The sequence below is a fragment of the Burkholderia ubonensis genome (genome assembly GCF_001718695.1).
In the GTDB taxonomy this organism is placed as follows: Bacteria; Pseudomonadota; Gammaproteobacteria; order Burkholderiales; family Burkholderiaceae; genus Burkholderia; species Burkholderia ubonensis_B.
On record NZ_CP013420.1, the window covers coordinates 862,920 to 886,337 of the forward strand.

Consider the following 23,418-nt stretch of genomic DNA (forward strand, 5'->3'; position numbering starts at 1 on the left):
CGCGCCCTCACAGGCGCACTTCGGGCGGCGTGTAGCGGCACTCGTAGCGCTTGCGCACGGTGCCCGCCTCGTCGACGCTTTCCAGGTACACGTCGAACTGCCACAGCCGCGCCATGTGCTTGAGCACCTCGTCGCTGTCGTTCGACAGGTGCCGGTTGTCGGTCATGAAGTGGCGCAGCGTGAGGCTGCGGTCGCCGCGCGTGTTGACCGACCACACCTGGATGTTCGGCTCGCGATGGTGGATGTCATATTGCCGCGACAGCGACTGCCGCACGTACTGGTAGCCGGAGTCGTCGTGGATCGCCGACACCTCGAGCGCGTCGCGCATGTCGTCGTCGAGCACCGAGAACAGGCGCATCTCGCGGATCAGGTGCGGCGACAGGTACTGCGCGATGAAGCTCTCGTCCTTGAAGTTGCGCATCGCGTAGTGCATCGCCGGCAGCCACGGGCTGCCCGCGAGCTCGGGGAACCACTTGTAGTCCTCGTCCGTCGGCGCTTCGCAGATCCGCCGGATGTCGCTCATCATCGAGAAGCCGAGCGCATACGGGTTGATCCCGCTGTAGTACGGCTTCGTGACGGGCGGCTGGTAGATCACGTTGCTGTGCGAATGCAGGAACTCCATCATGAAGCCGTCGGCGAGCTTCCCCTGGTTGTACAGGGTGTTGAGCAGCGTGTAATGCCAGAAACACGCCCAGCCTTCGTTCATCACCTGCGTCTGCCGCTGTGGATAGAAGTACTGGCCGATCTTGCGCACGATGCGGATCACTTCCCGCTCCCACGGCTCGAGCAGCGGCGCGTTCTTCTCCGCGAAATACAGCAGGTTCTCCTGCGGCTCCGGCGGATAGCGCTCTTCCTGCTCCTCGGCCAGCTCGGGCTTCTTCTGCGGCAGCGTGCGCCACAGTTCGTTGATCTGCGACTGCAGGTACGCCTCGCGCTCGCGGCGCAGCGCCGCCTCTTTCGACAGCGACGGCTTCTGCGGCCGCTTGTAGCGGTCGACGCCGTAGTTCATCAGCGCGTGGCACGAGTCGAGCAGTTCCTCGACGCGGTCGAGGCCGTAGCGCTCCTCGCATTCCGCGACGTAGTTCTTCGCGTAGACGAGGTAATCGATGATCGCGTGCGCATCGGTCCACAACCGGAACAGGTAGTTGCCCTTGAAGAACGAGTTGTGACCGTACGCCGCGTGCGCGATGACGAGCGCCTGCATCGTCATCGTGTTCTCTTCCATCAGGTACGCGATGCACGGATTCGAGTTGATGACGATCTCGTACGCGAGACCCATCTGCCCGCGGCGGTAGCTCTTCTCGGTGGACAGGAAGTGCTTGCCGAACGACCAGTGCCGGTAGTTGACCGGCATCCCGACCGACGCGTACGCGTCCATCATCTGCTCGGCGCTGATCAGCTCGAGCTGGATCGGGTAGATGTCGAGCTCATACTGCTCGGCAACCTGCGCGATGTGCGTGTCGTATTCCTCGAGCAGTTCGAAGGTCCAGTCGGACGGGCACGGCAGCGGCTTGCGTTCGGCAACGTTCATACGCGCTTCCTTCTGCCCGGCACCGGGCATGTCGGCGGGCGGCGTCGACGGTTCGGCGTGGCCGCGTTGCTGCGTCGCGGCATGGCCTGCGGTGTCGTCGCCGGATCGGCGCGGCTGGTAGCCGCGTGATTCGCTGTGCAGGTGGCGGCTCGTCATGACATTTCCACCTGCTTTTCGAACAATTCGCGAAACACCGGGTAGATATCGGCAGCCGATTCCACTTTTTTCATCGCGAGATGCGGTTGCGACTGCATCAGCTGCGCATACTCCAGCCACAGATTCTGCTCTTCGGGCGCGACCTGGATGTACGCGAAGTAACGCGTCTTCGTGAGGATATCCTCTTCCAGGATTTTGCGACACTTCGGCGAATCGTCGGTCCAGTTGTCGCCGTCGGACGCCTGCGCGCCGTAGATGTTCCATTCGGTCGGCGAATAGCGCTCGTTCATCACCTTGCGCATCAGCTCGAGCGCGCTCGACACGACCGTGCCGCCGCTTTCGGTCGAATGGAAGAACGTATCCTCGTCGACTTCCTCCGCGCGCGTGTGGTGGCGGATGAACACCACCTCGATGCGCTCGTAGTTGCGCTTGAGGAACAGGTACAGCAGGATGAAGAAACGCTTCGCGAGATCCTTGCGCTGCTCGTCCATCGAGCCGGACACGTCCATCAGGCAGAACATCACGGCCTGGCTCGACGGCTGCGGCTGCTTCACGCGGTTGATGTAGCGCAGGTCGAACGGATCGATGAACGGGATGCGCCAGATGCGGCCCTTCAGATGGTGGATCTGGTCCTCCAGCGTCGCGATCTCCGCGCGGCGATCCTCGGTGTCGCGCTTCAGCGCTTCGAGCTGCGCCTCGAGCTCATGCAGCTCGTTGACGAGCGGCGAACCGAGCGCGATGCGGCGGCCGAGCGCGCTTCTGAGCGAACGCACGATGTCGATGTTGTTCGGCGTGCCTTCCGCCGCCCAGCCCGCTCGCACGTTCTTCCAGCTCGGCACCGTCAGCAGGTGCGTCTTCACGAGGCGCGGCAGTTCGAGATCGTCGAAGAAGTACTGCATGAACTCGTCGCGCGACAGCTCGAACACGAAGTCGTCCTGCCCCTCGCCCTCGTTGCTCGCCTGGCTGCCGCCGCCGCCCGCGCCGCCTTGCGGACGCGGGATCTTGTCGCCGCGCACGTAGTCCTCGTTGCCCGGATGCACGTACTCGCGGCGTCCGCCCGGGCCGTGGCGGAACGTCGGTTCCGCGATGTCCTTGCGCGGAATCGTGATGCTCTGCGTGCTCTGGATGTCCTTGATGCTACGATCGCGCACCGCGTCCGACACGGCGCGACGAATGTAGTTCTTGACGCGACGCAGAAAGCGTTCGCGGTTGGCAATGCTCTTGTTCTTGCCGGCTAGCCTGCGGTCGATGATTTGATGAAGCACACCCGGTCTCCCGCTTGAATGTCGATATGCCGGGACGCTCGCCGTGCCGTCTCCCGTCATGCGGGCGGCGTCTCTGAAGTTGCCCGTGCGACCTCGCCGCACGGGCGCTGCGCGATGATGCGGGTCATGACGACTTGCGCACACGCAGGTACCAGTCGCAAAGCAGCCTGACCTGCTTCGGCGTATAGCCCTTCGCGACCATCCGGTTCACAAAGTCCTCATGCTTGCGCTGTTCCTCCGCCGACCCCTTCGCGTTGAACGAAATGACCGGCAGCAGCTCTTCCGTATTCGAGAACATCTTCTTCTCGATCACGACGCGCAACTTCTCGTAGCTCGTCCACACCGGGTTCTTGCCGGCGTTCGCGGCCCGCGCGCGCAACACGAAGTTCACGATCTCGTTGCGGAAATCCTTCGGATTGCTGATGCCCGCCGGCTTCTCGATCTTCTCCAGCTCCGCGTTCAGCGCGGCGCGGTCGAAGCTCTCGCCGGTGTCGTGATCGCGGAATTCCTGATCCTGGATCCAGAAGTCCGCATACGTGACGTAGCGATCGAAGATGTTCTGCCCGTACTCCGAATACGATTCGAGGTAGGCCGTCTGGATCTCCTTGCCGATGAATTCCGCGTAGCGCGACGCGAGCACGTCCTTCACGAACGACAGGTACTTCTGCTCGGTTTCCGGCGGGAACTGCTCGCGCTCGATCTGCTGTTCGAGCACGTACATCAGGTGCACCGGGTTCGCCGCCACTTCGCTCGAATCGAAGTTGAACACGCGCGACAGGATCTTGAATGCGAAGCGCGTCGACACGCCGGTCATGCCCTCGTCGACGCCCGCGTAGTCGCGATACTCCTGGTACGACTTCGCCTTCGGGTCAGTGTCCTTCAGGTTCTCGCCGTCATACACCTGCATCTTCGAGAACAGGCTCGAGTTTTCCGGCTCGTGCAGGCGCGACAGCACCGAGAACTGCGACATCATCTTCAGCGTGCCCGGCGCGCACACGGCCTCGGCGAGCGACGAGTTGCGGATCAGCTTCTCGTAGATCTTGATCTCTTCCGACACGCGCAGGCAGTACGGCACCTTCACGACGAAGATCCGGTCGAGCAGCGCCTCGTTGTTGCGGTTGTTCTTGAACGCCTTCCACTCCGACTCGTTCGAGTGCGCGAGGATGATCCCGTCGAACGGGATCGCGCCGAAGCCCTCGGTGCCCTTGAAGTTGCCTTCCTGCGTCGCGGTCAGCAGCGGGTGCAGCACCTTGATCGGCGCCTTGAACATTTCGACGAATTCGAGCAGGCCCTGGTTCGCGAGGCACAGGCCGCCGGAGTAGCTGTACGCGTCGGCGTCGTCCTGCGCGTACTGCTCGAGCTTGCGGATGTCGACCTTGCCGACGAGCGACGAGATGTCCTGGTTGTTCTCGTCACCCGGCTCGGTCTTCGAGATCGCGATCTGCCGCAGGATCGACGGATAGCGGCGCACGACGCGGAACTGGCGGATGTCGCCGTTGTATTCGTGCAGGCGCTTGACCGCCCACGGGCTCAGGATGCTCTTCAGATAGCGGCGCGGAATGCCGTACTGTTCCTCGAGAATCGGCCCGTCCTCGTCGTAGTCGAACAGCCCGAGCGGCGATTCGTTGACGGGCGAGCCCTTCAGCGAATAGAACGGCACGCGCTCCATCAGCTGCTTGAGACGCTCGGCGATCGACGACTTGCCGCCGCCCACCGGGCCGAGCAGATAGAGGATCTGCTTCTTCTCTTCGAGCCCTTGCGCAGCGTGGCGGAAATACGCGACCACCTGCTCGATCACTTCCTCCATTCCGTAGAACTCGCGGAACGCGGGATAGACCTTGATGACCTTGTTCGCAAAGATCCGCGACAGGCGCGGTTCGTTGCGGGTATCGATGTGTTCTGGTTCCCCGATCGCAGCCAGCATGCGTTCGCCGGCCGTGGCATACGCGGATGGATCGTTTTTGCAGAGCGCGAGATACTCCTCCAGCGAGAACTCTTCCTCTCGCGTTTTTTCGAAGCGGTTCGCGAAGCTGCTGTAAATATCCATGCTACCTCCCTCGCCTATGTCTGAAGACGTGCCTGCCTTCATGTGACTGCGCTGAAGCAAGCGCGTTCGAATTCATCCTAAACCCTTTCTTATTTTTTTTCACGAACTCGTTGTGTGAACTTCGTCATCGACGACACATGACTTGGACAACGCTTTTCGTCGCTCTACAATCGATCTCCCGAGCTGCCGAAACTGCATCCGTCGCGTCTCGTCGAGCACCGGAACGTCTTGTGCGTCGGATGGCTTCGCCGTCGTCGCCGCGCCGTTCACACTCCCCTTCACGCCCCCTTCTTCATAGACGTTCGAGCAGACGTTTGCGACGACACGTCGCGCCCACCGTTACAAATTTTTTTCGCATCGTCAGGAGATACCCGTAGCGCGGATGCACATCGCGCGTCGACGCGTGAATGTTCACGGACGGTGTCACATTCGACCGGCCGCACGAACGACGACGCCCGCATGCGCGGGCGTCCGTGTGACTTCGTCAAATGGGGATTGATGCAGACGGCAGGCGCGCGCATGCGCGTATCAGAACGTCTCCCAATCGTCGACGCCGGCCGTTGCCGCAGCCGGGGACGGCGCGCTCGCTGCGGCCGCCGGCTTGCGCGCCGGTGCCGTGCGCTTCGGTGCGGCGTCACGCTCGCTGCGCGTGGCAGGCGCGGCGGTCGGCCCAGCGGGCACGGAAGGTGCGGCTGCCGCGGCCGGCTGCGCAGCGGGCGCAGGCTTCGCGCGCGGCGCCTGGCGCGTGGCGCCGGCTGCGACCGAGGGTCGCGCCGCGCCGTCGTCGAGCTGGAACACCGCGACCGTCTCGCGCAGCCGCGCGGCCTGCTCGTCGAGCGATTGCGCGGCGGCGGCCGCTTCCTCGACGAGCGCCGCGTTCTGCTGCGTCACCTCGTCCATCTGCGTGACCGCGCGCGCGACCTGGTCGATGCCGCCGCTCTGCTCCTCCGACGCGGCCGCGATCTCGCCCATGATGTCGGTCACGCGCTGCACCGCGCCGATCACTTCCGTCATCGTGCGCCCGGCTTCGTCGACGAGCGCCGAGCCGGAACGGATGCGCTCGACCGACGCGTCGATCAGCGTCTTGATCTCCTTGGCGGCCCCCGACGAGCGCTGCGCGAGGCTGCGCACCTCGCCCGCGACCACCGCGAAGCCGCGGCCTTCCTCGCCGGCCCGCGCGGCCTCGACGGCGGCATTCAGCGCAAGAATGTTGGTCTGGAACGCGATCCCTTCGATGATCGCGATGATGTCCGCGATCTTTGCGGAACTCTGGTTGATTTCGCCCATCGTGCCGACCACCTGCCCGACGACGACGTTGCCCTTGTTCGCGATCTCCGACGCATTCGCGGCCAGCGCGCTCGCCTGGCGCGCATTGTCCGCGTTCTGTTTCACGGTGCCGGTCAGCTGCTCCATGCTCGACGCGGTTTCCTGCAGCGCCGACGCCTGTTCCTCGGTGCGCGACGACAGGTCGATGTTGCCGGCCGCGATCTGCTTGGCCGCCGTCGCGATCGATTCGCTGCCGCCCCGCACCGTGCTGACGGTTTCGACGAGCCCGACCTGCATCTTGCCGAGGCCCTCCAGCAACTGGCCCATTTCATCGCGGCGCGTCACGACGATGCGGCGGCGCAGATCGCCCGCAGCGATCGCGTCGAAGTGCGCGAGCGCGTCGGCGAGCGGGCGGCCGATCGCGCGGCTCAGCGTCACGTACGACACCAGCGCGGCGACGAGCCCGGCCACGAGCGTGACGATCGACACGATCCGCAGCGTCGCGTAGGTCGACTCGGCCCGGTCGAACGCGGCCTGCCCGGCGGTGAACTGGAAATTGCGCAGCGCCTCGCCCGATACCGTGAGGTCGTTGTAGCGCACCTGAAGCTGCTTCGCGCCGTCGGCGATCCGGTCATGCTCGTTCGCCGCCACGACGCCCGCGAAGCCGTCGCACTCGCGCTGCAATGCCTGGCGCTTCGCGGCGACGTCCTGCGCGAGCTTGTCCTCCTCGCCGTCGCGCGGCAGCGCGAGGTATTTCTGCCACCACGCATCGGACTGCGCGCGCATCGCGCGGCTGCGTTCGACCGCCGCCGCCGATTCCGGCGTGCCGGCCAGCAGCGCGGCGCGATCGAGCGCGAGGCGTTCGCGCGCGGCGTACATCTCGGCGAGCCCCAGGTTGACCGCGCTCGGCATCTGGTTCGTGAAGATTTCGCGGTTCGAGTCGTTCGCGCGCCCCATGCCGAACAACCCCAGCACACCGATCAGGCACAGCAGCCCGGCCAGAAACGCGATCGTGAAGCCGATGCGCGCGCGGATCGTCAGGTCTTTGAACACCATCATTTTTCCTGTCTTGCGTCTTCGTTGATGGGCCACGCCCATCGCCCGGAAGCATGGGCTTCCCTCGATGCAATTACGACAACAATTCGCACGACTTGATGGTGTTTACCGAAATTTTCCAAACAATTCGTCAGTTAATTTCGAATCAATCAATAATGACGCAAAAACGGCCCGGAATCATCGGGCCGAGTGGTCAATCGGCCAGTTCGGCCAGTGTCGGGATCGACGGCTGAGCGCCTGCGCGCGTCACGGAGATCGCCGCCGCGCGTTGCGCGAAGCGGATCGCGGCGTCGACGTCCGCGCCGGCCGCGAGCCGCGCGGCGAAGCCGCCGATGAAGGTGTCGCCGGCGGCGGTCGTGTCGACCGCCTGCACCGCGGGCGCCGGGTAGTGGCGCGCCGCGCCGTCGGCCGTCAGCGCCAGCACGCCGCGCGCGCCGAGCGTGACCAGCACGTTGCGCGCGCCGCCCGCCTGCAGCGCGCGCGCGGCGGCTTCGGCGTCGGCCGGGTCGCGAATCGGCAGGCCCGTCAGCGCGGCCGCCTCGACCTCGTTCGGAATCAGGTAATCGACGAGCGGCAGCCAGCCGGCCGGCAGCGGCGCGACCGCGGGCGCCGGGTTGAGCACGACCGTGCGGCCGAGCCTGCGCCCGGCGGACAGCGCCGCGAAGACCGCGTCCGCCGGCGTTTCGAGCTGGCAGATCAGCACGTCGGCCGCGGCGATTGCTGCGTCATGGTGTGCAATCGTGTCCGGCGTCACCTCGCCGTTGCCGCCGGCGACGATCACGATCGCGTTCTGGCTCGCGTCGTCGACGACGATCAGCGCGACCCCGGTCGACGCCGTCGTGCTCGTCGCGAGCCCCGCGCAGTCGATCCCCTCGGCTTCGAGACCGGCGCGCAGCGCGGCGCCGTGCGCATCCGCGCCGACGCAGCCGATCATCGCGACCTGCGCGCCGAGCCGCGCGGCGGCGACCGCCTGGTTGCCGCCCTTGCCGCCCGCGGCCTGCGCGAACGCGTGGCCGGCGAGCGTTTCGCCGGGCAGCGGCAACCGCGGCGCGCGCACGACGAGATCCATGTTGAGACTGCCGATGACCGTCACGCGCCCCGCCTGCGGCGCGCCGGATGTGACGCGCGCCGTCATGCGCGGTTGCCGGCCGGCGCCGGTTCGCGGTAGATGGCGGTCGATTCGCGCAGCACGAGGCGCGGCGACACGACGCGCCGCCGGCTCGGCGCGGCGCTCGCCCCGCCGCCGATCCGTTCGATCAGCGTTTGCGCGGCCATCTCGCCGAGCGCGCGCACCGACTGGCCGACCGTCGACAAGGCCGGGTACGTGTAGCGGGAGAATTCGATGTCGTCGAAGCCGATGATCGAGCAGTCGTCCGGCACGCGCAGCCCGCGCTCGGCCGCCGCGCGCAGCGCGCCGACACCCATCAGGTCGTTGCCGGCGAAGATCGCGCTCGGCCGCACCGATTCGAACAGCCGCGACGCCGCGTGATAGCCGCCGAGGCACGAGAAGTCGCTTTCCGCGATCGCGCCCGGCACGATGTCGACGCTGCGCTCGGCCATCGCGCGGATGAAGCCGTGCACGCGCATCGCGCTGACGGCCGTGTCCGTCGGCCCGGTGATGCAGCCGATCTTCGCGTGCCCGAGCTCCAGCAGGTGGCGGGTCGCCAGATATGCGCCGCGCTCGTGGTCGATCTGCACGAGATCGGCGGCGAGCCCCTCGATGTTGCGGTCGACGACCACGAGCGGCGCATGCGCGTCGGCGAGCGTCTGCGCGAGCACCGTGTCCTCGCCGGCCGATGCGACGATCAGCCCGTCGATGCGCTTTTCCTGCAGCACGCGCAGGTAGTTGCGCTGCTTGACCGGATCGTCGTCCGAGTTGCAGAAGAACACGCAGTAGCCATTGGCGGCGCACTGGTCCTCGATGCCGCGCGCGAGCTCGGCAAAATACGGATTCGTGCTGTTCGGCACGACGAGCCCGATGGTCGCCGTCGCGCGCGCCTTCAGCGAGCGCGCGACCGCCGACGGCACGTAATTCAGCTCGCGGATCGCCCCTTCGACTTTCGCGCGCACGTCCGCGGACACCGGCCGCGAATTGTTCACCACGTGCGACACGGTCGTAAACGATACGCCCGCCATGGCCGCTACATCCTTGATCGTCGCCATTTCCCGTTTCTCTCTGGTCCGTTCTCTGTTGTTCTTGCCGTGCGCGGCTCCTTGCCGTGCGCGGCTCCTACCGGGCGCGCGCGCGCCGGCTGCGGTAAGTGTCGAGCACGACAGCCACCACGATCACCGTCCCGGTGATGATCCGCTTCGTCGGCTCGTTCGCGCCGATCTGCGCGAGCCCGGCGGCCAGCACGGAGATGATCAATACGCCGAAGAACGTGCTGATCACCGAGCCGCGCCCGCCCATCAGGCTCGTGCCGCCGATCACGACGGCCGCGATCACCTGCAGTTCGAGGCCGCTGCCCGCGTTCGGGTCCGCCGCTTCGAGCCGCGAAATCTGGAACAGCGACGCGAGCCCGGCAAGCGCGCCCATCAGCGCGAATACGAGGATTTTATACGGCCGAGGGTTTACCCCCGCAAGCCGGACCGCCTCCTCGTTCGTGCCGATGCCGACGAGATAGCGGCCGAACACGGTGCGCGTCAGCACGAACTGCGCGACGATCATCACCGCGACGGCTATCAGGAACGCCGGCGAAATGCCGAGCGCGAGCGGGTTCGACAGGAAGTCGAACGCGTCGCCGATGTAGGCGGTGCGCGAATTCGTCAGCTGGTACGCGAGCCCGCGCGCGGCCTCGAGCACGCCGAGCGACACGATGAACGACGGAATCCGCCAGCCGACCGTGACCGCGCCCGTCAGCGTGCCCGTCGCGGTCGCGGCCGCGATGCCGATCAGCGCGGCGGGCAGCGGCCCCCACTGCCACTTGAGCGCGGCGACGCTGACCATCGACGCGGCGAGCGCGAGCACCGAGCCGACCGACAGGTCGATCCCGGCGATGATCAGCACGAAGGTCATGCCGACCGACATCACGACGAGATCGGGAATCTGGTTCGCGATCGTGCTGAACGTATCGTAGGTCAGGAAATGCGAGCTCAGCGCCGAGAACAGCGCGATCATCGCGGCGAGCGCGCCGGCGAGCCCGAGGTAGTTCGAGATGCCGAGCCGCGTGCCGGACAGCGTGCGCGCGCGGCGCCCCGTGACGGGCTGCTGCGGGTTGGCGTCGGTCGGGGTAACGGGGGGCTGGGTCATTGCGAAGGTCCTGTCGTCGAAGCGCCGGACGCGGCATCCTGCGCCGCTCCGGCTGCCGGATGACGCGCGGCCTCGTCGCGGCCGAAGCCGGCGAACGCCGCGGCCAGCAGCGCATCCTGGGTCCAGTTGCCGCGCTCGAACACGGCGGTCATGCGGCCGGCCGACATCACGCCGATCCGGTCGCAGATGAGCATCAGCTCGCGCAGGTCGCTCGACACGACGACGAGCGCGCGCCCTTCCCGCGCGAGCGCGCCCATCAGCGTGTAGATCTCGAACTTGGCGCCGACGTCGATGCCGCGCGTCGGCTCGTCGAACAGCAGCACGCCCATGTCGCGCGCGAGCCAGCGGCCGATCACGACCTTCTGCTGGTTGCCGCCCGACAGTTCGCCGACCGGCTGCGACGCGCCGTGCGTGCGGATGCGCAGCGCGTCGATCTGGCGCTCGGCGAGCGCCGTCTCGCGCGTCGCGTCGACGACGCCCGCGCGCGCAAGCCGGTCGAGCTGGCCGAGCGACACGTTCGCCGTGACCGACTGCGACAGCAGCAGGCCTTCGCCCTTGCGGTCCTCGGTGATCAGCGCGATGCCGTGCCGCACCGCGTCGACCGGCGAGCGGATTTCAGCCGGCTCGAGCGGCTGGCCGACCGCGATCACGCCCGAGTCCGGCGTGTCGGCGCCATAGATCAGCCGCAGCAGCTCCGTGCGCCCCGCGCCGATCAGCCCCGAGATGCCGAAGATCTCGCCCGCGCGCACTTCGAGCGACACGTCCTGCACGGCCGGCATGCGCGTCATGCCCGACACGACGAGCCGCGGCGCGCCGAAGCTGCGCGCGCCGAGGTCGATGTGCTCGCCGACCTCGCGCCCGACCATCAGCGTGACGAGGCGGTCGGTCGTCGTCGCGGCCATGTCGCCGTGATGCACGAGCCGTCCGTCGCGCAGCACCGCGACCCGCTCGGCCACCCGCGCAAGCTCCTCGAGCCGGTGCGAGATGTAGACGATCGCGACGCCGCGCGCCTTGAGCCGGTCGATCTGCTCGAACAGCAGCTCGACCTCGCGCGCGGTCAGCATCGCGGTCGGCTCGTCGAGGATCAGCACGCGGCAGTCGCCGATCAGGTTGCGCGCGATCTCGACCATCTGCTGGTGGCCGATCCCGAGCGCGCCGACGGGCGTGTCCGGATCGACGTCGTCGAGCCCGACCTGCGCCATCGCGGCGCGCGCGTCGTCGCGCAGGCGCTGGCGGTCGATGATGCCGAAGCGGCGCGGCAGCCGGTTCAGGAACAGGTTTTCGGCGACCGACAGCGTCGGCAGCAGGTTCAGCTCCTGCATCACCATCCGCACGCCGAGTGCTTCGGCGTCCTTGCGGCTCGCGGGCGCATACGCGCGAGCGTCGAGCTGCAGCGTGCCGGCCGTCGGCGCGACGAGCCCGCCGATGATCTTCGACAGCGTGCTCTTGCCGGCGCCGTTCTCGCCCGTGAGCGCCAGCGCCTCGCCGGACGCGAGCGTCAGCGAGACGTCCGCGAGCACCGGCTCGGCATAGGTCTTGCCGATGCCGGAGACGGCCAGCACGGGGATGGCAGAACGGGAGGGTTGGAAGGTCGATTCCATCGCGATCCTGGTTGCGGCCGCGCGCAGTGGACGGCACGCGGCATTGACGCTCACAAGTGGCACGCAGTGGCCGTGATCGCGCTCACACCGGATAACGGCCGTCGCTGCGGATTCTTGAGGGCGGCGGCCGTGATCCGGGCGGCGTCACTTCGTCACGAGATCCACCGGCGTCTCGACCACGCCGGACATGTCGGCCTGCTTGCGATGCTCGGCGATCGCCTTGAGCGCCGTGTCGATGCCGAACACCGCCTGCTTCGCCGCATACTGGTCGGCGGTCGCGAGCACGCGGCCGTCCTTCAGCATCGGCTTGATCGCGTTGATGTTGTCGTAGCCGACCACGTAGACCTTGCCCTGCTTGCCGGCCGCGCGCACGGCCGACACTGCGCCGATCGCCATGTTGTCGTTGCCGCACAAGAGCGCCTTCAGGTTCGGGTACTCGTTGAGCATCGCGGATGCGACCGCGTTGCCCTTGTCGATCTCCCACTCGCCCGACTGCACCGACACGACCTTCATCCCGCCCGCCTTCATCGCGTCCTGGAAGCCGGCCGTGCGCTGCTGCGCGTTGGTCGTCGTCGACACGCCCTCGACGATCCCGACCTGGTCGCCCGCCTTCAGCTTCTTCGCGAGCAGGTCGCCGACCTTGCGCGCGCCCTTGCGGTTGTCGGGGCCGACGAACGGCACGTTCAGGCGCTTGGCCTTCAGCACGTCCGGATCGAGCCGGTTGTCGATGTTGACGACGACGATGCCGGCGTCGACCGCCTTCTTCACGACCGGCACCAGCGCTTTCGAATCGGCCGGCGCGAGCACGATCGCATCGACCTTCGACACGATCATCTGCTCGACGATGCGGATCTGGCTCGCGGTGTCGGTTTCATCCTTGATGCCGTTGGTGACGAGATCGAACTGGGCCGCGTTGTGCTTCTGGTATTCCTTTGCACCGTTTTCCATCGTCAGGAAGAACTCGTTGGCGAGCGACTTCATCACGAGCGCGACTTTCGGCTTGCCGGCCGTCTCCGCATGGGCGAACGGCGCGGCGGCGAGCGCGACCGCGGCGACGGCGGCGGTCAGGAAGCGACGGCGAAGGCGGACATTCATACACATCTCCTGGCGTTGGGCCCCGCGGGGCATCTGTTGTTTTAATGCGAGCAAACGTTTGCGGCGCACCAGCCGGGCAATGGCAATCGAAGCTGTCGGTACCACGGAATGGGTGCGAGGCAGAGGGCCGACCGCCGGAGCGCGGGCGATGCGTTCACGCGCAACCGCCGGCAGGCTGCCGGCGGAGTGAGAGGTATGCTGGACCGTTTCTTGTCCGCGCGCAACCCGTCTGATCAATATTTAAGGGTTTATGCGGAGCGCGCCGGCCGCCGGCGCGAGAACGTGCGATTGCGCGCGCGATTGCGGCGACGATGGAACGGGACGCCGCGCGGGCGTCCCGGAAGCGGCGCGTCAGACCGGCTCGCGCAGTTGTCCGGCGATCTCGGCCTCGCTCAGATGCGGCGCGAACATCTCGATCAGCCGGTATGCATAGGCGCGCAGGAACGCGCCCTTGCGCAGGCCGACCCGCGTCGTGCTCGCCTCGAACAGGTGCTGCGTGTCGAGCGCGACGAGCCCCGTGTCGCGCTGCGGGTCGAACGCCATCGCCGCGACGATGCCGATGCCCATCCCCAGTTCGACGTAGGTCTTGATCACGTCCGCGTCGATCGCGGTCAGCACGACGTCCGGCACCGCGCCCGCCTGCGCGAACGCCTGGTCGATATGCGAGCGGCCGGTGAAGTCCTGGTCGTAGGTGATGATCGGATACTCGGCGACGTCGTCGAGCGACAGGTTCTCGCGGCCGACGAGCGGATGGCCCTTCGGCACGACCACCGTGTGATGCCACGAATAGCACGGGAACGTGACGATGTCCGGATAGCGGTCGAGCGCCTCGGTCGAGATGCCGAGATCGGCCTCGCCGTTCAGGATCATCTGCGCGATCTGCTGCGGGCTGCCCTGGCGCAGCGCGAGATGCACCTTCGGAAACACTTCGGTGAACTGCCGAACCACCTTCGGCAGTGCGTAGCGCGCCTGCGTGTGGGTGGTCGCGACGACCAGGTGGCCGCTGTCCTGGTCGGCGAACTGGCGCGCGACGCGGCGCAGGTTCTCCGCGTCGAGCAGCATCCGCTCGATCAGCTGGTGCACCGCCTTGCCGGGCTCGGTGAGCCCGGTCAGCCGCTTGCCGCGCCGGATGAAGATGTCGACGCCCAGCTCGTCCTCGAGATCCTTGATCTGCTTCGATACGCCCGACTGCGACGTGTACAGCACGTTCGCGACTTCGGTCAGGTTCATGTTCTGGCGCACGGCCTCGCGCACGAAACGCAATTGCTGAAAGTTCATGGGTATGCCTCTTAGGCTGTCTTTTGTTTGATCGTCGAATCGAAACAGTTGCCGCCCTTGCCCTGCACGCGCGCGTCAGCGCGCGGGAAACACGCGCACCGCGCGCGGCACGGCCGTCGCGCCGTCGCCCACCCGCAGCGCGAGCGCCTGCCACGCGTCGCGATCGAGTTCCGCCTCGAGCGCGCCGCCCGTGCGCGCCTCCAGCTCGACGCGCACCGAGCCGCCGAGCGGCACGACGCGGCGCACGTCCACCGCGATGCCGCTCTGCTGGTCTCCGGCCGGCCGCAGCTGCAGGTCGTGCGGGCGCACGTACGCATGCGCCGGCCCGGCGAAATCGGCGTCGACCGCGATCGGCGCGGCCGCGCCCTCGGCGACGAAGCCGTGTTCGGCGACCGTGCCCGGCAGCCGGTTCGCCGCGCCGAGGAATTCGTAGACGAAGGCGCTCTGCGGATGATCGTAGACGTCCTGCGGGCTGCCGACCTGCTCGACGCGGCCGTGGTTCAGCACGACGATGCGGTCCGCGACTTCCAGCGCCTCCTCCTGGTCGTGCGTGACGAAGATCGTCGAGATGTGCAGGTCGTCGTGCAGGCGGCGCAGCCAGCCGCGCAGCTCCTTGCGGACTTTCGCGTCGAGCGCGCCGAACGGCTCGTCGAGCAGCAGCACCTTCGGCTCGACCGCGAGCGCCCGGGCGAGCGCGATGCGCTGCCGCTGGCCGCCCGACAGCTCCGACGGATAGCGCTGCGCGAGCCAGTCGAGCTGCACGAGCTTCAGCAGCTCGTGCACCTTGTCGCGGATCACGGCCTCCGACGGCCGCTCGCGGCGCGGCTTCACGCGCAGCCCGAACGCGACGTTCTCGAACACGGTCATGTGGCGAAACAGCGCGTAGTGCTGGAACACGAAGCCGACCTGGCGCTCGCGCGCGCCGACCGACGCGACGTCCTGGCCCTGCAGCACGACCTGCCCCGCGTCCGCGTGCTCGAGGCCCGCGATCACGCGCAGCAGCGTGGTCTTGCCGCAGCCCGACGGCCCGAGCAGCGCGACGAGCTCGCCCGCAGGAAAGTCGAGCGAGACGTTGTCGAGCGCGGTGAAATCGCCGAAGCGCTTGTGCAGATGACTGACGGTGATGCCCATTCTGGTTGCCTCTTTACGAATTCGACGAAGTGACGGCGGGGCCGGCATGCGCGGGAGCCGCGTCGCGCGCGCCGGCCAGATCGGCCGCGAGATGGCGCTCCGCGAGCAGCTTCAGCGCGAGCGTGACGAGCGCGAGCAGCGCGAGCACCGACGCCACCGCGAATGCGGCCGCGAAGTTGTACTCGTTGTACAGGATCTCGACGTGCAGCGGCATCGTGTCGGTCACGCCGCGGATGTGTCCGGACACGACCGACACCGCGCCGAACTCGCCCATCGCGCGCGCGTTGCACAGGATCACGCCGTACAGCATGCCCCACTTCACGTTCGGCAGCGTCACGCGGCGGAAGATCTGCCAGCCCGACGCGCCGAGCACGCGCGCGGCCTCCTCCTCGTCGCTGCCCTGCGCCTGCATCAGCGGAATCAGCTCGCGCGCGACGAACGGGAACGTGACGAAGATCGTCGCGAGCACGATGCCGGGCACCGCGAAGATGATCTGCACGTCGTGCGCCTGCAGCCACGGCCCGAGCCAGCCCTGCGCGCCGAACAGCAGCACGTAGATGAGGCCCGAGATCACCGGCGACACCGAGAACGGCAGGTCGATCAGCGTCGTCAGCAGCGCCTTGCCGCGGAATTCGAACTTCGCGATCGCCCACGACGCGCACACGCCGAATACGAGGTTGAGCGGCACGGCGATCGCCGCGACGGTCAGCGTCAGCTTGATCGCCGACCATGCGTCCGGATCGGCGAGCGACTCGAGATAGAAGCCGGCGCCCTTTCTCAGCGCCTCGAAGAACACGGCCGCGAGCGGCACGACGAGGAAGAACGCGAGGAACGCGAGCGCGATGCCGGTGAGCAGCCAGCGCACGGCGCGCGGCTCGCTGACCGGGTCGAGCCGCTTCGCGGCGCGCGCCTGCGCGGCGGTGGACGGGGGTTTCAGCACGGCGGTGGCCTCCTGGCTCATCGTTGGCCTCCTGCGGCGGCGGTGGCGGCGGTCGCGGGCGCGCTCGCGGCGCGGCCGGACGATGCGGCGCGGCTCGTGCGGCGCTGCAGATACCACTGCAGCGTGTTGATCAGCAGCAGCATCACGAACGACACGACGAGCATCACGACCGCGAGCGCGGTCGCGCCCGCGTAGTCGTACTGCTCGAGCTTCGTGATGATCAGGAGCGACGTGATCTCGGACTTCATCGGCACGTTGCCGGCGATGAAAATCACCGAGCCGTATTCGCCGAGCGCGCGCGCGAACGCGAGCGCGAAACCGGTCAGGAGCGCCGGCAGCACGGCCGGCAGCACGACGCGGCGGAACGTCAGCCAGCGCGACGCGCCGAGGCACGCGGCGGCCTCCTCCTGCTCGCGCTCGAAATCCTCGAGCACCGGCTGCACGGTGCGCACGACGAACGGCAGCCCGATGAAGGTCAGCGCGACCAGCACGCCGAGCGGCGTGAACGCGATCTTGATGCCGAACGGCGCGAGATACTGGCCGACCCAGCCGTTGGCCGCGTAGACGGCGGCGAGCGAAATGCCGGCGACTGACGTCGGCAACGCGAACGGCAAGTCGACGATCGCATCGACGACGCGCTTGAACGGGAACGTGTAGCGCACGAGCACCCACGCGACGAGAAAGCCGAACACCGCGTTGATCAGCGCGCCGCCCAGCGCCGCCGAGAACGTCAGCCGGTACGACGCGAGCACGCGCGGCGACGCGACGGCCGCGATGAACTGGTCCCACGAGAGCGTCGCGGTCTTCAGGAACGTGGCGGCAAGCGGAATCAGCACCACGAGGCTCAAATAGGCCACCGTGATGCCGAGCGTCACGCCGAAGCCGGGCAGCGCGCTCGGCTTGCGAAAGGTGTACGTCGTCATCGGATGCTCTTGCTGGGTCGAATCACATGGGTCCGGCGCGAGCGCCGGGGGTGCGGCGCGCTGCTGTCGCGCGCCGCTGTCGTTATGTCGTCACTGCGGCTTGTAGATCGAATCGAACACGCCGCCGTCGGCGAAATGCGTCTTCTGCGCATTCGTCCAGCCGCCGAACGTGTCGTCGACCGTGTACAGCTTCAGCTTCGGAAACTGCTTCGTCAGCTCCGCCGGCACGTTCTTCGAGCGCGGCCGGTAATAGTTGCGCGCGGCGATCTCCTGGCCCTGCGGGCTGTACAGGTAGTTCAGGTACGCCTCGGCGAGCTTGCGCGAGCCCTTCTTGTCGACCACCTTGTCGACGATCGCGACCGGCGGCTCGGCCAGGATGCTCACCGACGGCACGACGATCTCGAACTTGTCGGCGCCGAATTCCTTGATCGACAGGAACGCCTCGTTCTCCCATGCGATCAGCACGTCGCCGATGCCGCGCTGCACGAAGCTCGTCGTCGCGCCTCGCGCGCCCGAGTCGAGCACGCCCGCGTTCTTGTAGAGCTTCGTGACGAAGTCCTTCGCGGCCTGCTCGCTGCCGCCCGGCTTGTGCACCGCGTACGCCCACGCGGCGAGATAGTTCCAGCGCGCGCCGCCCGAGGTCTTCGGGTTCGGCGTGACGATCGACACGCCCGGCTTCGTCAGGTCGTCCCAGTCCTTGATGCCCTTCGGATTGCCCTTGCGCACGAGGAACACGATCGTCGACGTGTACGGCGACGCGTTGTCGGGCAGGCGCTTCTGCCAGTCCTTGCTGACGAGCCCCTTGTTCGCGAGCGCGTCGATGTCGTACGCGAGCGCGAGCGTCACGACGTCGGCCTGCAGCCCGTCGAGCACCGAGCGCGCCTGCGCGCCCGAGCCGCCGTGCGACTGCTTGAAGTTGACGGTCTCGCCCGTCTTCGCCTTCCATTCCTTGCCGAACGCCTGGTTGAAGTCCTGATACAGCTCGCGCGTCGGGTCGTACGACACGTTCAGGAAAGTCGTATCGGCATGCGCCTGCGCGACGACGCCCAGCGCCGCGGCCGCGCCCAGCGCGAAGGTTGCGATCAAGCGGCGCGCCCCGCCCGCCAGTCCCGTATTGCGCTTCACCATCGATGCTTCTCCCGTGTTGTCGGTCATGTTGTCGGTATTGCGAGATGCGAGCCAGTCTATCGAACGGGTTACATGATTAAAAATAATCGTTCCTCATTTTTTAATATTGAAAAGTGCTAAAGCAGACGGCATCGACGGTTACAGCGGACGAACCGGCGTCCGGACGTCGCCGGATCGCGCATCGCGCCGGAATCGACGCGATCGCGACGAACCTCAGGTAACACTTGAAATTCCCCGGGTACTGTATAAAAATACAGCTCACTGTCTATCCATACAGTTGAGCCATGACCAAACTCACCGCACGCCAGCAGCAAGTGTTCGACTTGATCCGCCGCGCGATCGAGCGCTCCGGCTTCCCGCCCACCCGCGCCGAGATCGCGGCCGAACTGGGATTCAGTTCGCCCAATGCAGCCGAGGAGCACCTGCGCGCGCTGGCGCGCAAGGGCGTGATCGAACTGGCGGCCGGCGCGTCGCGCGGCATCCGCCTGCTCGGCGGCGACGACGCGCCGCACCAGTTCACGCTGCCGCACGCGGCCCTGATGCAGCTGTCGCTGCCGCTCGTCGGCCGGGTCGCGGCAGGTAGCCCGATCCTCGCGCAGGAGCACATCTCGCAGCACTTCGCGTGCGATCCCGCGCTGTTCTCCAGCAAGCCGGACTACCTGCTGAAGGTCCGCGGCCTGTCGATGCGCGACGCCGGCATCCTCGACGGCGACCTGCTCGCCGTGCAGAAGCGCACGGAAGCGAAGGACGGCCAGATCATCGTCGCGCGTCTGGGCGACGATGTCACCGTCAAGCGCCTGAAGCGCCGGCCCGGCGGCCTCGAGCTGATCGCGGAGAACCCTGATTACGAAAACATCTTCGTCAAGGCCGGCAGCGCGGAATTCGCGCTGGAAGGCATCGCCGTCGGGCTGATTCGCTCGGGCGAATTCTGACCATCCGTCTCGCTCAGGAGAACACCATGGAACGCCTTGCCCGCCTGCTGCCTTTCCGCCAATTCGGTCGCCTGCGCCACCTGCGCGGCCGCACGCCGTGCGCGCCGCTGACCGCCGCGGCGCCCACCGGTCAAGAAGAAGCAGTCGAACGGCAAGCGTCGTTGCTGCCGTCGGCGCTGCCCGCATTCGCGCGGGTATCGCTGAACGCCGGTCTGAACCACGCGGAACCGGCGCGCCGCGCGCCGGTGCGCGTCTATCATGGTTCGTCGCGCCTGATCATGGTCGGGACGATCGACGCGGTGTGCCGGATGATCGATCACTGCATTGCCGAGGAACGTTCGATCGCGCAAGGCAGTCTCTGATTGCGGAACGTTCCCGCACCGGAGGCATTGTGAATTACGCACCGGGCCGCCCCAGGCGGCTCAAACCCCTGTTGATCGTCGTGCTGGCCGCCGTCGTCATCGCGGCGATCGGCTGCGCGTATGCGTCGCCCTACGTCGCGCTCGGCCGCCTGAAATCGGCGATCGATGCGCGCGATGCGCAGGCGGTCAGCGAGTATGTGGATTTCCCGTCGCTGCGCATCAGCCTGAAGCAGCAGGTCACCGACGAGTTGATGCGCCGGATCGACGCCAAACGGCAGAACAATCCGTTCGCCGCGATCGGCGCGTTGATCGGTTCAGCGTTGATCGGGCCGCTGGTTGACGCCTACGCGACCCCGGAAGGCGTTGCGGCGCTGATGAGCGGCATCCCGCCGCGCGGTAGTCCCGGCGAACGGCCTCCCGAATGGGCCGGCTCGCCGTCGAGGTCGCCGTCAGGCACCGCGCCAGCCAGCGCGCCGGCTGTGCCACCGTCGAGCGCCGGCAGTCCAGCGAGCGTGCCGGCAGCCGCCAGCGGCGCCACCTCGGTCCCGGTGCCAGCTCCCGCCCCAGCCGGCGCGAGCGATCCCGGTCGGACACAGCAAACGAGCGCGGGCTACCGGAACATCGACGAATTCGTCGTGACGTACCAGCGCAACGCGGATGGGACGCGCTACGCGGCGATTCTCCACCGCGTCGGGCTGTTTTCGTGGAAGCTGTCCGCGATCGACCTGCACGGCTGAGCGCGCGTTGCCGGTAGGCGGTGCCGCGGATGCGGCACACGGCACGCGCTCATCGCGAAGCCAGCGAGCTGGTCATGCGGCAAACGCGTGCATCCTCGTGCCATTAGCCCACTATTTACCGCTCGCGGTAGCCGCCTCGCGCTCGCGTGCGATTTCGGCCTTCTGCTCTTCGGCGGACGAGCACGCCACCAGGATGCTGCAGTTCACGCGGTCGAGCAGTTGCGTATTGCCCGAGCCCATCCACCATCTCGACAACCCGCTGCGGCAGCGGTGCCCGACCACGATCAGGTCGACCTTCAGTTCCGCGGCGAGGTTGGCAATCTCGTCGATCGGGTAGCCGAACGCGAAATGCCCTTCCGCCTGCAATCCGCGTTCGCGCAGCCAGTCCACGCCTTCCTGCAGGATTTCGCGCGCCGTTTCCTCGAAGCGGCCACACGCGACATCGGTCAACAATCCGGCGCTTTGCGCAATGCTCGAACGCATGTCGACGACGGACAGCAGGTGCGTCTCGGCCTTCAGGTCCAGCGCGAGATTGGCACCGCAGCGCAATGCCTTGCGTCCCTCGAGCGTGCCGTCATAACACAGCAGAATCTTGTTGTAGCTAGCCATGAGCCCTCCCATACGAGACAACGAACCCTACGCATTCATCATGGTGCGCCGCAATTCGGGACGCAAGGGATGGAAAACGCTGATTCGCCCCGTGGGGCCGATCCGCGATGATGCGGTGCATGATCGGCATGCGCCGGCACCGCGCTGCGCGCACACGCCCTGAAGGCGTGCAGGCAATGCACTAGAATGGCCCGGTCGTGCCGCCCGTTCGCGTCACGCGCAGGTTGCGCGCCGTATCGCGCTTTCCCGTCATGCCGGTGCGACCGTCAACCGGCGCATCGGTTCGCGCCCGGCTTCGGCGCGCACGGTCGCCGGACGTGTCCGCCACGCTGCATCCAACGACAACATTGCCCATGTCCGTCGCACCGATCGATTTCCAGAACGTCGAAAAGCGCTATGGCGGCAAGCTCGTCGTCAACGGCCTGTCCTTTCGCGTCCATGCCGGCGAATGCTACGGCCTGCTCGGGCCGAACGGCGCCGGCAAGACCACGACGCTGAAGATGCTGCTCGGCATCACGTATCCGGACGCCGGTGCGATCTCGCTATGCGGCGAACCGGTTCCGGCGCGCGCGCGCCGGGCGCGCCAGCGGGTCGGCGTCGTGCCGCAATTCGACAATCTCGACCCGGATTTCACGGTTCGCGAGAATTTGCTGGTGTTCAGCCGCTATTTCGGCGTGTCGGCACACGACGCCCGCGCGCTGGTGCCGTCGCTGCTCGCGTTCGCGAAGCTCGGGAACAAGGCGGACGCGAAGGTCAGCGAGCTGTCGGGCGGCATGAAGCGGCGGCTGACGCTCGCGCGCGCGCTCGTCAACGACCCCGACGTGCTGGTGCTCGACGAGCCGACGACCGGCCTCGACCCGCAGGCGCGGCACCTGATGTGGGAGCGGCTGCGCTCGCTGCTCGCGCACGGCAAGACGATCCTGATCACCACGCATTTCATGGAAGAAGCCGAGCGCCTGTGCGACCGCCTGTGCGTGATCGAGGAAGGTCGCAAGATCGCCGAAGGCGCGCCGCATGCGCTGATCGAATCGGAAATCGGCTGCGACGTGATCGAGATCTACGGCGCCGATCCGGCCGCGCTGCGCGACGAGCTGGCCGCCTTCGCGGAACGCACCGAGATCAGCGGCGAGACGCTGTTCTGCTACGTGAGCGACCCCGATCCGCTCAATGCTCGACTCAAGGGCCGCGCCGGATTGCGCTATCTGCATCGCCCCGCCAATCTGGAAGACGTGTTCCTGCGGCTGACCGGCCGCGAGATGCAGGACTGAGCGCTCATGGACGTACGCAACTATTCCGCCTCCGCCACGCCCGCGCCGCCGCGCGAATCGCGCTTTGCGATCGCGATGCCGGCGAACGCGACCAACTGGGCCGCCGTGTGGCGCCGCAACTATCTCGTGTGGCGCAAGCTCGCGATGGCTTCGATGATCGGCAATCTGGCGGATCCGATGATCTACCTGTTCGGGCTCGGGTTCGGGCTGGGACTGATGGTCGGCCGCGTCGACGGCGTGTCGTACATCGCGTTCCTCGCGGCGGGCACGGTCGGGTCGAGCGTGATGATGTCCGCGAGCTTCGAGTCGATGTATTCGGGCTTCTCGCGGATGCACGTGCAGCGCACCTGGGAAGCGATCATGCACACGCCGCTCGTGCTTGGCGACATCGTGCTCGGCGAGATCGTCTGGGCGGCCAGCAAGGCGATGCTGTCGGGTTCCGCGATCATGATCGTCGCGGGCCTGCTCGGCTATGCGAGCTTTCCGTCGATGCTCGCCGCGCTGCCGGTGATCGCGCTCGCCGGCCTGGCGTTCGCGAGCGCCGCGATGGTCGTCACCGCGCTCGCGCCGTCATACGATTTCTTCATGTTTTATCAGACGCTCGTGCTGACGCCGATGCTGCTGCTGTCCGGCGTGTTCTTCCCGCTCACGCAGTTGCCGGAGATCGCGCAGCACGCGGCGCATGCGCTGCCGCTCGCGCACGCGGTCGAACTGATCCGGCCCGCGATGCTCGGCCGGCCCGCGTCGCACGTCGGCCTGCACGTGGCGGTGCTGGCCGCCTATGCGATCGGCAGCTTCCTGCTGTCCGCGCGGCTGTTCCGGCGCCGGATGATGCGCTGACGC

Annotated in this window: 20 protein-coding genes; 5 read left to right on the top strand and 15 right to left on the bottom strand. The window is 67.2% G+C overall.

Going from position 1 to position 23,418, the window contains the following annotated elements:
• Positions 1-7: 7 nt before the first annotated feature.
• From WJ35_RS03860 to WJ35_RS03925, 14 genes are all read right to left on the bottom strand, one after another.
• On the bottom strand, positions 8-1,687 hold the full coding sequence (locus tag WJ35_RS03860) for a SpoVR family protein (protein WP_010092450.1): 1,680 nt from the start codon (positions 1,685-1,687) through the stop codon (positions 8-10).
• The gene (locus tag WJ35_RS03865) at positions 1,684-2,952 is read right to left on the bottom strand and encodes a YeaH/YhbH family protein (RefSeq protein WP_010092451.1); all 1,269 of its coding nucleotides are present in this window, start codon (positions 2,950-2,952) and stop codon (positions 1,684-1,686) included. Before WJ35_RS03865 ends, WJ35_RS03860 begins: the two co-directional genes overlap by 4 nt.
• Positions 2,953-3,076: 124 nt before the next feature.
• A complete protein-coding gene (locus WJ35_RS03870) occupies positions 3,077-4,999 on the bottom strand; it encodes a PrkA family serine protein kinase (RefSeq protein ID WP_010092452.1) in 1,923 nt (640 codons plus the stop codon).
• Positions 5,000-5,527: 528 nt separating this feature from the next.
• Positions 5,528-7,321 carry a methyl-accepting chemotaxis protein gene (locus tag WJ35_RS03875; RefSeq protein WP_069239393.1) on the bottom strand — a complete coding sequence of 598 codons (1,794 nt, stop codon included), beginning with the start codon at positions 7,319-7,321 and terminating at the stop codon, positions 5,528-5,530.
• 193 nt (positions 7,322-7,514) lie between these two features.
• Positions 7,515-8,456: a ribokinase gene (rbsK, locus tag WJ35_RS03880; RefSeq protein WP_060238819.1), complete on the bottom strand. Its 942-nt coding sequence runs from the start codon at positions 8,454-8,456 to the stop codon at positions 7,515-7,517.
• The gene (locus tag WJ35_RS03885) at positions 8,453-9,484 is read right to left on the bottom strand and encodes a LacI family DNA-binding transcriptional regulator (protein ID WP_060238823.1); all 1,032 of its coding nucleotides are present in this window, start codon (positions 9,482-9,484) and stop codon (positions 8,453-8,455) included. The genes rbsK and WJ35_RS03885 overlap by 4 nt, the downstream gene beginning before the upstream one ends.
• Before the next feature lie 67 nt (positions 9,485-9,551).
• A complete protein-coding gene (locus WJ35_RS03890) occupies positions 9,552-10,571 on the bottom strand; it encodes an ABC transporter permease (protein ID WP_060238826.1) in 1,020 nt (339 codons plus the stop codon).
• Positions 10,568-12,172 (bottom strand): sugar ABC transporter ATP-binding protein, encoded by a 1,605-nt coding sequence (locus WJ35_RS03895; RefSeq protein WP_060238828.1) that lies wholly within the window; start codon positions 12,170-12,172, stop codon positions 10,568-10,570. Before WJ35_RS03895 ends, WJ35_RS03890 begins: the two co-directional genes overlap by 4 nt.
• Positions 12,173-12,316: 144 nt before the next feature.
• Complete coding sequence (locus WJ35_RS03900) at positions 12,317-13,267, bottom strand: sugar ABC transporter substrate-binding protein (RefSeq protein WP_010092460.1); 951 nt, start codon at positions 13,265-13,267, stop codon at positions 12,317-12,319.
• A gap of 351 nt (positions 13,268-13,618) precedes the next feature.
• Positions 13,619-14,545, bottom strand: coding sequence for a CysB family HTH-type transcriptional regulator (locus tag WJ35_RS03905; RefSeq protein WP_060238830.1), 927 nt, complete (start codon positions 14,543-14,545; stop codon positions 13,619-13,621).
• Positions 14,546-14,620: 75 nt separating this feature from the next.
• Positions 14,621-15,676 (bottom strand): sulfate/molybdate ABC transporter ATP-binding protein, encoded by a 1,056-nt coding sequence (locus tag WJ35_RS03910; RefSeq protein WP_060238832.1) that lies wholly within the window; start codon positions 15,674-15,676, stop codon positions 14,621-14,623.
• A 13-nt stretch (positions 15,677-15,689) separates the two neighbouring features.
• Positions 15,690-16,637 carry a sulfate ABC transporter permease subunit CysW gene (cysW, locus tag WJ35_RS03915; RefSeq protein WP_060238836.1) on the bottom strand — a complete coding sequence of 316 codons (948 nt, stop codon included), beginning with the start codon at positions 16,635-16,637 and terminating at the stop codon, positions 15,690-15,692.
• Positions 16,634-17,539, bottom strand: coding sequence for a sulfate ABC transporter permease subunit CysT (cysT, locus tag WJ35_RS03920; RefSeq protein WP_042583970.1), 906 nt, complete (start codon positions 17,537-17,539; stop codon positions 16,634-16,636). Before cysT ends, cysW begins: the two co-directional genes overlap by 4 nt.
• A gap of 90 nt (positions 17,540-17,629) precedes the next feature.
• Positions 17,630-18,667, bottom strand: a complete 1,038-nt coding sequence (locus WJ35_RS03925; protein ID WP_010092465.1) for a sulfate ABC transporter substrate-binding protein — start codon at positions 18,665-18,667, stop codon at positions 17,630-17,632.
• Positions 18,668-18,951: 284 nt separating this feature from the next.
• Here WJ35_RS03925 and lexA point away from each other — a divergent pair, with 284 nt between their 5' ends.
• Genes lexA through WJ35_RS03940 form a run of 3 tightly spaced genes read left to right on the top strand, consistent with a single transcriptional unit; the run spans position 18,952 to position 20,698 of the window.
• Positions 18,952-19,599: a transcriptional repressor LexA gene (gene lexA, locus WJ35_RS03930; RefSeq protein ID WP_010092466.1), complete on the top strand. Its 648-nt coding sequence runs from the start codon at positions 18,952-18,954 to the stop codon at positions 19,597-19,599.
• A gap of 26 nt (positions 19,600-19,625) precedes the next feature.
• A complete protein-coding gene (locus tag WJ35_RS03935) occupies positions 19,626-19,961 on the top strand; it encodes a hypothetical protein (protein WP_010092467.1) in 336 nt (111 codons plus the stop codon).
• Positions 19,962-19,990: 29 nt separating this feature from the next.
• Complete coding sequence (locus WJ35_RS03940) at positions 19,991-20,698, top strand: DUF2939 domain-containing protein (RefSeq protein WP_069238768.1); 708 nt, start codon at positions 19,991-19,993, stop codon at positions 20,696-20,698.
• 111 nt (positions 20,699-20,809) lie between these two features.
• Here WJ35_RS03940 and WJ35_RS03945 read toward each other — a convergent pair whose 3' ends face one another.
• The gene (locus WJ35_RS03945; RefSeq protein WP_069238769.1) at positions 20,810-21,307 is read right to left on the bottom strand and encodes a universal stress protein; all 498 of its coding nucleotides are present in this window, start codon (positions 21,305-21,307) and stop codon (positions 20,810-20,812) included.
• A gap of 353 nt (positions 21,308-21,660) precedes the next feature.
• Between WJ35_RS03945 and nodI the strand changes: the two genes are divergently transcribed.
• Together nodI and WJ35_RS03955 are read left to right on the top strand one after the other, a co-directional pair.
• Positions 21,661-22,575 (top strand): nodulation factor ABC transporter ATP-binding protein NodI, encoded by a 915-nt coding sequence (gene nodI, locus WJ35_RS03950; RefSeq protein WP_060238840.1) that lies wholly within the window; start codon positions 21,661-21,663, stop codon positions 22,573-22,575.
• A gap of 6 nt (positions 22,576-22,581) precedes the next feature.
• Positions 22,582-23,415 (top strand): ABC transporter permease, encoded by an 834-nt coding sequence (locus WJ35_RS03955; protein ID WP_060238843.1) that lies wholly within the window; start codon positions 22,582-22,584, stop codon positions 23,413-23,415.
• Positions 23,416-23,418 lie beyond the last annotated feature (3 nt).

Excerpts from the sequence above, each read along its gene's own strand:
- WJ35_RS03860 (WP_010092450.1), bottom strand. The coding sequence starts at position 1,687 with ATGACGAGCCGCCACCTGCACAGCGAATCACGCGGCTACCAGCCGCGC.
- WJ35_RS03870 (WP_010092452.1), bottom strand. The coding sequence starts at position 4,999 with ATGGATATTTACAGCAGCTTCGCGAACCGCTTCGAAAAAACGCGAGAG.
- WJ35_RS03875 (WP_069239393.1), bottom strand. The coding sequence starts at position 7,321 with ATGGTGTTCAAAGACCTGACGATCCGCGCGCGCATCGGCTTCACGATC.
- rbsK (WP_060238819.1), bottom strand. The coding sequence starts at position 8,456 with ATGACGGCGCGCGTCACATCCGGCGCGCCGCAGGCGGGGCGCGTGACG.
- WJ35_RS03885 (WP_060238823.1), bottom strand. The coding sequence starts at position 9,484 with ATGGCGACGATCAAGGATGTAGCGGCCATGGCGGGCGTATCGTTTACG.
- WJ35_RS03890 (WP_060238826.1), bottom strand. The coding sequence starts at position 10,571 with ATGACCCAGCCCCCCGTTACCCCGACCGACGCCAACCCGCAGCAGCCC.
- WJ35_RS03895 (WP_060238828.1), bottom strand. The coding sequence starts at position 12,172 with ATGGAATCGACCTTCCAACCCTCCCGTTCTGCCATCCCCGTGCTGGCC.
- WJ35_RS03900 (WP_010092460.1), bottom strand. The coding sequence starts at position 13,267 with ATGAATGTCCGCCTTCGCCGTCGCTTCCTGACCGCCGCCGTCGCCGCG.
- WJ35_RS03905 (WP_060238830.1), bottom strand. The coding sequence starts at position 14,545 with ATGAACTTTCAGCAATTGCGTTTCGTGCGCGAGGCCGTGCGCCAGAAC.
- WJ35_RS03910 (WP_060238832.1), bottom strand. The coding sequence starts at position 15,676 with ATGGGCATCACCGTCAGTCATCTGCACAAGCGCTTCGGCGATTTCACC.
- cysW (WP_060238836.1), bottom strand. The coding sequence starts at position 16,637 with ATGAGCCAGGAGGCCACCGCCGTGCTGAAACCCCCGTCCACCGCCGCG.
- cysT (WP_042583970.1), bottom strand. The coding sequence starts at position 17,539 with ATGACGACGTACACCTTTCGCAAGCCGAGCGCGCTGCCCGGCTTCGGC.
- WJ35_RS03925 (WP_010092465.1), bottom strand. The coding sequence starts at position 18,667 with ATGGTGAAGCGCAATACGGGACTGGCGGGCGGGGCGCGCCGCTTGATC.
- lexA (WP_010092466.1), top strand. The coding sequence starts at position 18,952 with ATGACCAAACTCACCGCACGCCAGCAGCAAGTGTTCGACTTGATCCGC.
- WJ35_RS03935 (WP_010092467.1), top strand. The coding sequence starts at position 19,626 with ATGGAACGCCTTGCCCGCCTGCTGCCTTTCCGCCAATTCGGTCGCCTG.
- WJ35_RS03945 (WP_069238769.1), bottom strand. The coding sequence starts at position 21,307 with ATGGCTAGCTACAACAAGATTCTGCTGTGTTATGACGGCACGCTCGAG.
- nodI (WP_060238840.1), top strand. The coding sequence starts at position 21,661 with ATGTCCGTCGCACCGATCGATTTCCAGAACGTCGAAAAGCGCTATGGC.
- WJ35_RS03955 (WP_060238843.1), top strand. The coding sequence starts at position 22,582 with ATGGACGTACGCAACTATTCCGCCTCCGCCACGCCCGCGCCGCCGCGC.